We start from the raw sequence: 11,386 nt of genomic DNA on the forward strand, positions 1-11,386 counted from the left end.
CTTTTCTCCGGCGGTTCAGCTTCCTGAACCTCCTGAGCCGCTGGCTGTAAGCCGTTGTGCCGTCTCAGTGGTTGCGCATTATAGGGAGTTATCGGCAGCTGACAAGCGTTTATTACAAATTAATGACCGACAGCGCTATTTTTCAACAACACGCCTTTTTTTACCTCACTTTGCTGTTTAATCCAGCAAATTCATGGGCAAAACGGCTTACCTGTTCCCAGTCTGTGTATTCCACTTCTTTACTCGTATCGGTTTCCCCACCGGTCATACGCATAATCAGCTGGATCATCATGCGGTCGAAGAAGCCGTAGCGCGGATAGCGCAACGCACCGGCAAATACGGCACAGCAGTCGGGCGCCCACGGAGACTGAAGTAAAAACTTACGCGTATAGGCGTTAGTCTGTGGCGAACGCTTTTCCGCTTTGCGGGCCGTCAGGTTCACCGAGAAAAATCCACTGGGCCGCTGGCGCAGTTCAGTGAGGTTTTGCTTTACGAACTTAGTCAGCTGTGGATGAAAATGTCCGTAACGTATAGAGGCCCCGATAAGTACCCGATCGTACTGTGCCCAGTTGATTGCGGAAGCGTGGAGGATATTCATCAACTCACACTCCTGATGCTCCTTTAACTGGTTAGCTATATAGGCCGCAATTTCGCGCGTCTGGCCATCGCGGCTGGAAAAGAGAATTAGCGCTTTCATAGACATACTCAACTCGGTTATTCGCGCCAGAAGGTAGGCGTGAACAGAACTAATAGTGTAAAGACCTCAAGGCGACCAAAAAGCATGGTCAGAATCAAAATCCATTTGGCCGTATCATTCATGGTGGTGAAGTTGTCTGCCACCACCCCTAAACCCGGCCCCAGATTGTTCAGCGTTGCGGCCACGGCCGCGAAGGCAGAAAAGTCATCCACTCCCGTAGCGATAATGGCCAGCATGCTCAGCAAAAACACGAGCGCATAAGCTGAGAAAAACCCCCAGACCGCTTCGAGAATACGTTCCGGTAGGGCACGCTGCCCAAGCTTTATTGTATATACCGCGTTCGGGTGGACCAGGCGCTTCAGCTCGCGGGAGCCTTGCTTAAACAGCAACAGAATACGAATGACCTTCAGTCCGCCACCGGTCGATCCTGCACATCCCCCGATAAACGCAGAGCATAGTAGCAAGACCGGCAGGAAAAGCGGCCAGCGGGCGATGCTGTCTGTGGTAAAGCCAGCCGTGGTCGCCATCGAGACAACCTGGAAAAATGCCTGATTCAGCGTTTGCAGGCCGCTGTCATAAACATCATGAAAGTAGAGCACCAGCGTACAGATGATAACCAGCGTCAGCTGAACACCGATAAACATACGAAATTCAGGATCCCGCCAGTAAACGCGAAGATTACGCCCGCTCAGCAAGGTAAAGTGCAGGCCATAGTTACACCCGGAAATCAGCAGGAAAATCGCGATGATGTTGTTGATAGCCGGACTATTAAAATAGCCAATGCTGGCGTCATGGGTGGAAAAGCCGCCTATCGCAATAGTCGAAAAGCTGTGACCAATAGCGTCAAACAGCGACATGCCTGCCAGCCAGAGCGCCACGGCGCAGATTACCGTGAGCAGCACATAGATAAGCCACAGCGTTTTTGCCGTCTCGGCAATACGTGGCCGCATTTTATTATCCTTTAGCGGGCCCGGCATTTCTGCCCGGTAGAGCTGCATTCCCCCCACGCCCAGAATGGGCAGAATAGCCACCGCCAGTACAATGATCCCCATGCCGCCAAGCCATTGCAGCATCTGTCGATAGAAAAGGATCGCCTTAGGCAAAGAATCCAGTCCTACCAGCGTGGTGGCACCGGTGGTGGTCAGTCCTGAAAAGGACTCAAAAAAGGCGTCAGTCAGAGATAAATCCGGATGCTCTGAAAAAATGAAAGGCATAGCCCCGACGCTGCCCAGCACCGTCCAGAACAGCACCACGATCAGAAAGCCTTCGCGCGGCTTCAGTTCGCTTTTTTGTCTGCGGTTAGGCCACCAGAGGAGTGAACCAATCAGTAACGCCATAAAGAAGGTCTGGGTGAATGCGCGTCCTGCACCATCACGATAGATCAACGCCACCAGCCCGGGGACAATCATCGTCCCTGAAAACAAAATGACCAGCAAACCCACTATGCGGGTAATGGTGCGAAAGTGCATTCAGCTGTTCCTTTCCTGCCAATGATTAGTGTTAGTTGAGTGGCACCAGCGCCAGCGCTCCGCGGCTAAAGTCGGTCAGGTTTCGCCTGAACCCGTCAATTTGCCCATACGGCAGGGCCAGCGACAAGGTCACCTGCTCCCGGAACGCATTATTAAGAAGCTGCCCGTTGAACCGCTGAATCATTCTTTCAACCTCAGCCAACTGAGCATAGTCGCAGGTTAAGGAAAAATGGCGCATGGGAATTTTTTGCCGGCGGGGCAATAGCTTCAGCGCCTGCTGCACGCCGCCGCCATAGGCTTTCACCAGGCCGCCCGTCCCTAACTGAATGCCGCCATAATAGCGAACCACCACCACGGTGATTTCGCCAATATGATTTCCCATCAGCTGGGCGAGCATCGGTTTACCTGCCGTACCTGATGGTTCGCCATCATCCGAAAAGCCTAACTGCTGTGAGTCTGAGGGCGCCCCGGCTACCCAGGCCCAGCAGTGATGCCGGGCCGCCGGATGCGCCTGCTTTATCCGCTGAACAAAAGCGCGCGCGGCCTGAACGCCCTCAGTATGATCGATCAGCGTGATAAAACGGCTCTTCTTAATTTCCTCGCTGACGCTGAATTCGCCGGCAGGAATATCGTAGGCGTCCATTAATCGAGTTTAAGATCCCGCGTCATGTTTTCCACGCCGTTCTGCTGGATGATCACATTGTCCTCAATGCGGATACCGCCATATGGCTTAAGCGCCTCGATACGATCCCAGTCAAAATAGTGGCTGAATTTACCTTCCCGCCACGGCGCCAGCAGAGACTCGATAAAGTAAATACCCGGTTCAATCGTCAGAACCATACGCGGTTCAAGCACGCGGGTGCAGCGCAGAAACGGATACTGTGCCGGTGCCGGAAGATGCGTGCCCTTATCATCCTGCATGAAACCGGCAACATCATGCACCTGGAGGCCAAGTGGATGGCCCAGCCCGTGTGGCATAAATGGCCCGGTCAGGTCGTCAGCGATCATCGCTTCTTCACTGATGCCCTTCACCAACTGATACTTCAGCAGAAGTTTTGCCAGGCGCTGATGCATTTGCTGGTGATATTCACTGTAGCGGACGCCAGCTTTCAGCGTGCCAATCAGCGCCAGCTCTTCTGCGTTCATATCTTTGATCAGCTGCGCATATTCACTGTCGTCATGCGCGGCATAGGTCCGCGTCAAATCTGCTGCATAGCCGTTATATTCAGTGCCGGCATCAATCAGAAAGCTGCGCGAGTGCTCCGGCGGCAGGTGATCGAGCTGGGTATAGTGCAATACCGCGGCATGCTCGTTCAGCGCGATAATATTGCCGTAGGGCACATCGGTGTCGCGGTGCCCTGTTGCGCTAAGGTAGGCGTTATTAATATCGAACTCGCTCATACCGGACAGGAAGGCTTCTTTTGCCGCCTTATGCCCCACTACTGCGCTTTTCTGGGCTTCGCGCAGGCAATAGAGCTCGTAGTCGGTTTTATAAGAACGATGATAATGCAGAAAATCGATCGCGCCCTGCGGGTTGGTCAGATCGGCTCTAATGCCAAGCTGGGCAGCTCGCTGAGGAACGGGGCCGATATAAGCCACGTTCTGTCGCTGAGCGGGCAGCATCCGCTCAATATCTTCCGGTTTTTTCAGCGCGATAATATCAATCTCACCGGTCCAGAAGCTCTGCGGCAGCGGCTCGACCTTATGCCAGTAATCAACCGGTGAATAGAACCAGAGCTTGGGCTTGTTAACGCCATCTACCCATAGCCAGCAGTTAGGCACCGAGGTCACCGGAACCCAGGCTTTAAACTGAGGATTAACCTTGAAAGGGTAGTGATGGTCATCGAGGAAAACCGTCATCAGTTCTCCGGAATGGATCAGCATTGCATCCAGCTCAAAACGGGCCAGAACCTGCTGAGCCCGGGCCTGTAGCGTATTCAGATGGTCCTGATAAAGCGTTACCAACGATTCCATAACTTTGCCTCCGTGATCGCGAAATTGTCCGCATATTACCACAGCCGTTTCCGTGATGCCGTTCTGCTGCTCCTGTGATCTTGTTTGCAAATTAGCAAACTCTCGTTTGCAAATAATTAACACACATCCCACACTCTCGCTCATCTGGTATGACCAGATCCTCTCATCGCTGCATCAGGAGACACACATGCTCTACCAAGGCGAAACCCTGACCCTGAACTGGCTGGACGATGGCATCGCCGAACTGGCCTTCGATGCGCCCGGCTCCGTCAATAAGCTGGACACCCGCACCGTTGCCAGCCTGAGTGAGGCAATTACGGTACTGGAAAATCAATCCGGGCTCAGAGCACTCCTGCTCAGCTCGCGTAAACCTGCATTTATTGTGGGTGCGGACATTACCGAATTTCTCTCACTATTTGCCGCGCCGGCTGAAAAGCTCTCTGAATGGCTGCATTTTGCTAACGGTATCTTTAACCGTCTGGAAGATCTGCCGGTGCCAACCCTCTCGGCTATACAGGGCTACGCGCTGGGTGGCGGATGTGAATGTATTCTTGCTACCGATTTTCGCATCGCCACGCCGGATGCCCGCATTGGCCTGCCTGAAACGAAGCTGGGGATTATGCCCGGCTTTGGCGGATCGGTTCGTCTGCCCCGCCTGCTGGGCGCGGACAGCGCGCTGGAGATTATTGCCGCCGGAAAGGATGTTGATGCCGCACGGGCGCTCGCGCTGGGCCTGGTCGATGCAGTGGTAGAGGCGGATAAATTGCACGAGGGGGCGCTGGCTATTCTGCGTGAGGCGATTTCAGGGAAGCAAGACTGGCGCGCCCGCCGGCAGCCGAAGCTGGACCCGCTGAAGCTGAGCAAAATCGAAGCCGCCATGAGTTTTACTCTGGCAAAAAGTATGGTGCAGCAAACGGCAGGTAAGCACTATCCTGCACCGCTTACGGCGGTCAAAACGGTGGAAGCCGCCGCCTCCCTGGGACGCAATGAAGCCTTAAAACTGGAAACCGCGGCGTTCGTCTCGCTGGCTGGCAGCAAAGAGGCCCGGGCGCTGGTAGGGATCTTCCTCAACGATCAGGCGGTGAAAGCCAAAGCAAAAAAACTGACCCGCGATGTGGAAACGCCCAAACAGGCTGCGGTGCTTGGCGCAGGCATCATGGGCGGCGGTATCGCCTGGCAGTCAGCCACCACAGGCGTCCCGGTAATACTGAAAGATATCAGCCCTGCGTCGCTGTCGCTTGGCATGAAGGAGACGGCCAGGCTGCTGAACAGGCAGCTTGAGCGGGGCAAAATTGACGGCATGAAGATGGCCAGCATTCTCGGCACCATCCAGCCCACGCTGAGCTATGCCGGGTTTGACGAAACGGATATCGTGGTTGAAGCCGTGATAGAAGATCCCCGCATAAAGGCGGCCGTGCTGGCTGAAACCGAACGCCACGTGAGTGAAGATGCCATCCTCACCACTAACACCTCCACCATTCCTATCGGTCAACTGGCTCACGCTCTTCAGCGCCCCGAAAATTTCTGCGGGATGCACTTCTTTAACCCCGTACCGCGTATGCCGCTGGTTGAGGTGGTACGCGGCGAAAAAACCGCAGACGCCACGCTGGCGAAGGTGGTTGCCTGGGCCAGCAAAATGGGCAAAACGCCGATTGTGGTGAAAGACTGCCCCGGCTTTTTCGTTAACCGCGTGCTGTTCCCCTACTTTGCCGGTTTCAGCCTGCTGCTGCGCGACGGGGCTGATTACCGCCAGATCGATAAGGTAATGGAGAAACAGTTCGGCTGGCCGATGGGACCGGCCTGGCTGCTGGATGTGGTCGGCATCGATACCGCTCACCATGCGCAACACGTTATGGCAGAAGGATTTCCTTCCCGCATGAGCAAGGATTACCGGGATGCCATTGATGTGCTGTTTGAAGCAAAGCGATTCGGGCAGAAAAATCAGGCAGGCTTTTATCGCTGGGAGACCGACAGTAAAGGAAAGCAGAAGAAGGTTGTGGAACCGGCGGTGGATGAACTCCTGCAAAGCGTCTGTCAGACCAGCCGCGTTTTCAGCGATGAAGAGATCCTGCTGAGAATGATGATCCCGATGATTAACGAAGTGGTCCGCTGCCTGGAGGAAGGCATTATCGCCACGCCAGCAGAAGCGGATATGGCGCTGGTCTACGGTCTGGGCTTCCCGCCGTTCCACGGCGGCGTCTTCCGCTATCTCGATACGACGGGCAATGCGCATTTTGTCTCTCAGGCTGAACAGTACAGCGAGCTGGGCGCGCTCTATCTGCCGCCAGCCGGGCTGCTGGATAAAGCCGGTCGTGATGAAAGCTGGTATCCCGTGGCCGCGCCCATCGGCGATGTCATTCCAACAGTGGCGTGAGGAGAGCGAAATGGAAAGAGTAGTGATTGTTGATGCGGTCCGCACGCCGATGGGCCGCTCGAAAGGCGGCGCTTATCGCCATGTGCGTGCCGAAGATTTATCAGCCCATCTGATGCGCAGCCTGCTAAGCCGTAATCCGTCGCTGGCGGCGGATAATATTGATGATATCTACTGGGGCTGCGTACAGCAGACCCTGGAGCAGGGGTTTAATATCGCGCGTAATGCCGCCCTGCTGGCGGAGATCCCTCACAGCGTGCCGGCCACGACCGTCAACCGCCTGTGCGGTTCCTCTATGCAGGCGCTGCATGATGCGGCCCGCGCCATTATGGTAGGAGATGCCTCGGTCTGCCTGGTGGGCGGCGTGGAACATATGGGCCATGTGCCAATGAGCCACGGCGTGGACTTTCATCCCGGACTGAGCAAAACGGTTGCCAAAGCGGCGGGCATGATGGGGCTGACGGCAGAAATGCTGGCGCGTATGCACAAGATCGATCGTGAAATGCAGGATGCGTTTGCCGCCCGCTCGCATCAGCGCGCCTGGGATGCCACGCAGGCAGGCCATTTTGCTAATGAAATCGTTCCGACCAGCGGTCACGATGCTGACGGCATCCTCAGATGCTATGACTATGATGAGGTGATCCGCGCCGGGACGACAGCAGCCGGTCTGGCCGCCCTGCGCCCCGCCTTCGATCCCGTCAACGGCACGGTAACGGCGGCCAGCTCGTCAGCGCTTTCAGACGGTGCAGCGGCCATGCTGGTCATGAGTGAATCGGCCGCGCGCGCGCGGGGACTGACACCGAGGGCATGGGTGAAGTCGATGGCCGTCGTCGGCTGCGATCCTTCGATTATGGGCTATGGTCCGGTTCCTGCGTCGCAGCTGGCGCTGAAAAGGGCGGGCCTGAGCATCAGCGATATTGGCGTCTGCGAGCTGAACGAAGCCTTTGCCGCACAGACACTCCCCTGCATTAAGGATCTCGGTCTGCTGGAAGTGATGGATGAAAAGGTGAACCTCAACGGCGGCGCTATTGCGCTGGGCCATCCTCTTGGCTGCTCCGGCGCAAGAATCAGCACCACGCTGCTGAATCTGATGGAGCGTCGTGATGTACAGTTTGGCCTCGCGACGATGTGTATCGGGCTGGGTCAGGGCATTGCCACCGTATTTGAACGCGCCTGATACGTTGAACTGGCACTTTTATTGCTGCTATTCCCGCCCGTCAGGGCGGGTTTTTTCTGGGAGCCGTCGCCCCCTCAGTCATTCAGATAAAGGCGAAGGCGTCGCCAAACATCTGCTCTTCTTTTGCGCCGCGCTCCGCGCAGAAACGCTCACGGGCAATTTTCGCCATCTCAAAGCGCCCGGCAATATAGATATCATGTCCGGCAAGCGTACCGAAATCATGCATAACCGCCGTCAGTACGGTGCCGTTGCGCCCTTCCCAGCCCGCTTCGGGCTGTTCAACAACCGGAATGACCTTAAGGTTAGGGTGCTTCACTGCCAGCGCATCCAGCTCTTCCAGATCGTAGAGGTGCTTCAGCTCACGCCCGCCCCAGTAAAGCGAAATATGGCGATCCGGCTGCTGCGAAAGCGCAGTCAGAAGAATGGAACGGGCATAGGAAAAGCCGGTTCCCCCCGCGATCAGCACCAGCGGACGGTCACTATCTTCACGCAGCCAGGCGTCGCCGTGAGGAATATCCACGGTGATTTTGCGCTGCTGCTGGATCCGCTCCATCACCGCCATGGCATAGAGATTGAGATCGGAAGCCCCAATATGCAGCTCAATGATCTCTTTTTCCATCGGCGTGGAGGCGAGCGAGAATGGGCGCTTATCGCGCTCATCCATTACCACCATCAGATACTGGCCCGCTTTGAAGTTAAATTCGGCTTCGGGCACCATGCGTACCCGGTAAACGGTATCGGTAATCGCCTCTACCGAGGTCACTTTACAGCTTAACGTTGTCATGCGTTCCCTCTGTCGGGTCGAATTCATTTGCCGGAGGCAGCACTGCGTCCGGTCGTCTCAGTCAGGATGCCCAGCTCATCCCAGATCGCATCGATACGCGCCGTGACGGCCGGATCTTTGCGGATCGGGCGTCCCCATTCGCGATCGGTCTCACCAGGCCACTTATTGGTCGCGTCCAGGCCCATTTTCGAGCCCAGTCCTGACACCGGCGAGGCGAAATCCAGGTAATCAATCGGCGTATTCTCAACCAGTACAGTATCCCGCGCCGGGTCCATCCTTGTGGTAATCGCCCAAATCACGTCATTCCAGTCGCGCGCATTGACGTCATCATCACAAACGATCACAAACTTGGTATACATAAACTGCCGCAGGAAAGACCAGACGCCCATCATGACGCGCTTGGCATGGCCCGCGTACTGTTTCTTCATTGTCACCACCGCCAGGCGATAGGAGCAGCCTTCCGGAGGCAGGTAAAAATCGACAATTTCAGGAAACTGCTTTTGCAGGATCGGGACAAAGACCTCATTGAGCGCAACGCCCAGCACGGCGGGTTCATCGGGCGGACGGCCAGTGTAGGTTGAATGATAGATGGCGTCGCGACGTTGCGTAATGTGCGTTACGGTGAACACCGGGAAATTGTCTACTTCATTATAGTAACCCGTATGGTCACCGTAGGGGCCTTCCGGCGCCATATCGCCCGGCTCAATATAGCCTTCCAGCACGATTTCAGCGCTGGCGGGAACTTCGAGATCGTTTGAGATACATTTGACGACCTCCGATTTTGTCCCGCGAAGCAGGCCGGCGAAGGCATATTCAGAGAGGGTATCCGGCACTGGCGTAACGGCGCCCAGAATAGTGGCGGGATCGGCGCCCAGCGCGACCGCGACCGGGAAGCGTTCGCCGGGATGCTGCTGGCACCACTCCTGGTAATCCAGCGCACCGCCGCGATGGGACAACCAGCGCATGATTAACCGGTTTTTGCCGATAACCTGCTGGCGGTAAATGCCCAGGTTTTGCCGCTCTTTATGCGGGCCCCGCGTCACCGTCAGTCCCCAGGTGATCAGCGGCGCCGCATCTTCTGGCCAGCATTTCATCACCGGAATTTTATGCAGGTCGACCTCGTCACCCTGCCAGATCTGCTGCTGGCAGGGGGCATCACGCAGACGTTTGGTCGGCATGTTCAGGACCTGCTTCCACTGCGGAATTTTATCGAAGAAATCACGAAAGCCGCGCGGCGGCTCAGGCTCTTTCAGAAAAGCCAGCAGGCGCCCTACGTCGCGCAGCGCGCTCACATCCTCCTGGCCCATCCCCAGCGCAACGCGGTCGGGCGTGCCGAAGAGATTGCAGAGCACCGGCATACTGTAGCCTTTCGGATTTTCAAACAGCAGCGCGGGCCCGCCCGCACGCAGGGTACGGTCGGCGATTTCGGTCATCTCCAGATCGGGATCGATCTCGTGCTTAATGCGTTTCAGCTCCCCCCGCTGTTCAAGCAGCGCAAGGAAATCGCGTAAGTCGTGGTATTTCATGACTTCTCATCAATACGGTCAGTGAATCGGCCATTATAGGGATGATTCAGCACGTATGCTTAGTTTTTCGCGGCAGGCTGACCAGCAGCTAAGCCGACACGGCGGATTTTTACCTGGAGGCACAGGGAAAACGCCTTCAGGCGAGGCAGAACGCCTTTCAAATGCAGCATGATGCGGCGAGGAGACATCTCTGCTGATACTATTTTGATGACTGATTTGCCTGAAATTCCAGCAGAAAACGAGCAGGTATTATTATGAATGCACCCACATTCGCCGTGAACTTAAACAGATACCGGATAATGGTCTGCCTTAAGCCTTAAGAAAAGGCGAAAATAATAATAAATTATCTGTTGATGAATTTATGCATAACTAAATTTATATAATCTCATTTTGAGAAACGTTAATTAAACAGCCAAAATAAAACCTATAAATATTGTGGTTATGTCCAAAAAAATGCGCTGATATTAAAACACTTACTTACCGTTTAAACAGGTTAAGATAAATCTTATTATATTCTCTGCCAATCCTGAACATATTACGTAAACCCTGCTAAATCAGTCAATTATATAATTTGATAAATCATTGCTTTTTTTATACTATCCGTGAATCCATTTCGAATGGAAGCGATTACATCTACACTCACTTTGATTATTTGTCGATCAGTTACGCTCACCATGAGCCCACCTAAAGAGCCATTAAAATGAATTATATGGTTTATGTAGTTGATGATGATGAATCGGTGATCGCTGCGTTACGTAATCTTCTCGATTCAGAAGGTTATACTATTGCAGCCTTTACTTCTCCTCAGGCGTTTCTGGCGCAGCCACATTATGAAACCCCCAGCTGCCTGATCGTCGATATCAATATGCCCGGCACGGATGGCTTTGATGTCTCACGCAACCTGCATGAACGGGGCCATACGATCCCGACCATATTTCTGACCGGCTTTGGCACCATTCCCATTACCGTTAAGGCGATGAAAGCGGGAGCTTATGAATTCCTGACCAAGCCCGTGATGCCGGAACCCCTGCTTCAGGCCGTTTCTGAAGCCCTGCGTATTTCCGAAGACGCGAGGGTGACGTCGCTTGAGAACCTTGAGCTTACGGAGCGGCTCCGCTCGCTCACGCCGCGTGAGCATGAGGTGTTACAGCTGGCGGTCAGCGGCCTGCTGAATAAACAAATTGCGGCAGAAATGGGGGTGAGTGAGATCACGGCTAAAGTACACAAACGCCGCGTGATGGAAAAAATGAAGGTGCGCTCCATCTCCGATCTGGTCAGAGCGACTGAACGACTGAATTTATTTAAACACTTGAATGCCTAGTCCATCCCTGACCTTTCCCTGCATTGCCAATGGGACGCGCTGATCTGCCGTCTGAGTAAATGGTTTT

10 protein-coding genes are annotated in these 11,386 nt (G+C 54.8%); 4 read left to right on the plus strand and 6 right to left on the minus strand.

The genetic code is table 11. The features are described from left to right. Window positions 1–181 (plus strand): hypothetical protein (locus AAH446_RS18830; protein ID WP_342908214.1); only part of this gene is annotated, 181 nt, incomplete at its 5' end. Here AAH446_RS18830 and hemG read toward each other — a convergent pair. From hemG to pepQ, 4 genes are read right to left on the minus strand one after another with little or no spacing between them, the layout of a single operon-like run. After that, complete coding sequence (gene hemG, locus AAH446_RS18835) at window positions 161–697, minus strand: menaquinone-dependent protoporphyrinogen IX dehydrogenase (protein ID WP_342908215.1); 537 nt, start codon at window positions 695–697, stop codon at window positions 161–163. The genes AAH446_RS18830 and hemG overlap by 21 nt on opposite strands. 17 nt (window positions 698–714) lie before the next feature. After that, window positions 715–2,166 (minus strand): Trk system potassium transporter TrkH, encoded by a 1,452-nt coding sequence (gene trkH, locus AAH446_RS18840; protein WP_342908216.1) that lies wholly within the window; start codon window positions 2,164–2,166, stop codon window positions 715–717. Between the two features lie 31 nt (window positions 2,167–2,197). After that, a complete protein-coding gene (locus tag AAH446_RS18845; RefSeq protein ID WP_342908217.1) occupies window positions 2,198–2,809 on the minus strand; it encodes an IMPACT family protein in 612 nt (203 codons plus the stop codon). Then, window positions 2,809–4,140 (minus strand): Xaa-Pro dipeptidase, encoded by a 1,332-nt coding sequence (gene pepQ / locus AAH446_RS18850; protein ID WP_342908218.1) that lies wholly within the window; start codon window positions 4,138–4,140, stop codon window positions 2,809–2,811. The genes AAH446_RS18845 and pepQ overlap by 1 nt, the downstream gene beginning before the upstream one ends. Window positions 4,141–4,327: 187 nt before the next feature. On the opposite strand from pepQ, the gene fadB reads away from it, so the two are divergent. Next, window positions 4,328–6,514, plus strand: coding sequence for a fatty acid oxidation complex subunit alpha FadB (gene fadB / locus AAH446_RS18855; RefSeq protein WP_342908219.1), 2,187 nt, complete (start codon window positions 4,328–4,330; stop codon window positions 6,512–6,514). 10 nt (window positions 6,515–6,524) lie between these two features. Continuing rightward, window positions 6,525–7,688, plus strand: coding sequence for an acetyl-CoA C-acyltransferase FadA (gene fadA / locus AAH446_RS18860; RefSeq protein ID WP_342908220.1), 1,164 nt, complete (start codon window positions 6,525–6,527; stop codon window positions 7,686–7,688). Between the two features lie 82 nt (window positions 7,689–7,770). On the opposite strand, the gene fre is transcribed toward fadA, so the two are convergent. Together fre and ubiD are read right to left on the minus strand one after the other, a co-directional pair. Then, window positions 7,771–8,472 (minus strand): NAD(P)H-flavin reductase, encoded by a 702-nt coding sequence (gene fre / locus AAH446_RS18865; protein ID WP_342908221.1) that lies wholly within the window; start codon window positions 8,470–8,472, stop codon window positions 7,771–7,773. Window positions 8,473–8,495: 23 nt separating this feature from the next. Beyond that, on the minus strand, window positions 8,496–9,998 hold the full coding sequence (gene ubiD / locus AAH446_RS18870) for a 4-hydroxy-3-polyprenylbenzoate decarboxylase (protein WP_342908222.1): 1,503 nt from the start codon (window positions 9,996–9,998) through the stop codon (window positions 8,496–8,498). Between the two features lie 700 nt (window positions 9,999–10,698). On the opposite strand from ubiD, the gene AAH446_RS18875 reads away from it, so the two are divergent. Beyond that, window positions 10,699–11,319: a response regulator transcription factor gene (locus tag AAH446_RS18875; protein WP_342908223.1), complete on the plus strand. Its 621-nt coding sequence runs from the start codon at window positions 10,699–10,701 to the stop codon at window positions 11,317–11,319. The last annotated feature ends 67 nt before the right edge of the window (window positions 11,320–11,386 follow it).

It is taken from the genome of Erwinia psychrophila, assembly GCF_039023475.1.
Taxonomy (GTDB): Bacteria; Pseudomonadota; Gammaproteobacteria; order Enterobacterales; family Enterobacteriaceae; genus Erwinia.

Excerpts from the sequence above, each read along its gene's own strand:
- AAH446_RS18845 (WP_342908217.1), bottom strand. The coding sequence starts at position 2,809 with ATGGACGCCTACGATATTCCTGCCGGCGAATTCAGCGTCAGCGAGGAA.
- pepQ (WP_342908218.1), bottom strand. The coding sequence starts at position 4,140 with ATGGAATCGTTGGTAACGCTTTATCAGGACCATCTGAATACGCTACAG.
- trkH (WP_342908216.1), bottom strand. The coding sequence starts at position 2,166 with ATGCACTTTCGCACCATTACCCGCATAGTGGGTTTGCTGGTCATTTTG.
- fre (WP_342908221.1), bottom strand. The coding sequence starts at position 8,472 with ATGACAACGTTAAGCTGTAAAGTGACCTCGGTAGAGGCGATTACCGAT.
- ubiD (WP_342908222.1), bottom strand. The coding sequence starts at position 9,998 with ATGAAATACCACGACTTACGCGATTTCCTTGCGCTGCTTGAACAGCGG.
- hemG (WP_342908215.1), bottom strand. The coding sequence starts at position 697 with ATGAAAGCGCTAATTCTCTTTTCCAGCCGCGATGGCCAGACGCGCGAA.
- fadB (WP_342908219.1), top strand. The coding sequence starts at position 4,328 with ATGCTCTACCAAGGCGAAACCCTGACCCTGAACTGGCTGGACGATGGC.
- AAH446_RS18875 (WP_342908223.1), top strand. The coding sequence starts at position 10,699 with ATGAATTATATGGTTTATGTAGTTGATGATGATGAATCGGTGATCGCT.
- fadA (WP_342908220.1), top strand. The coding sequence starts at position 6,525 with ATGGAAAGAGTAGTGATTGTTGATGCGGTCCGCACGCCGATGGGCCGC.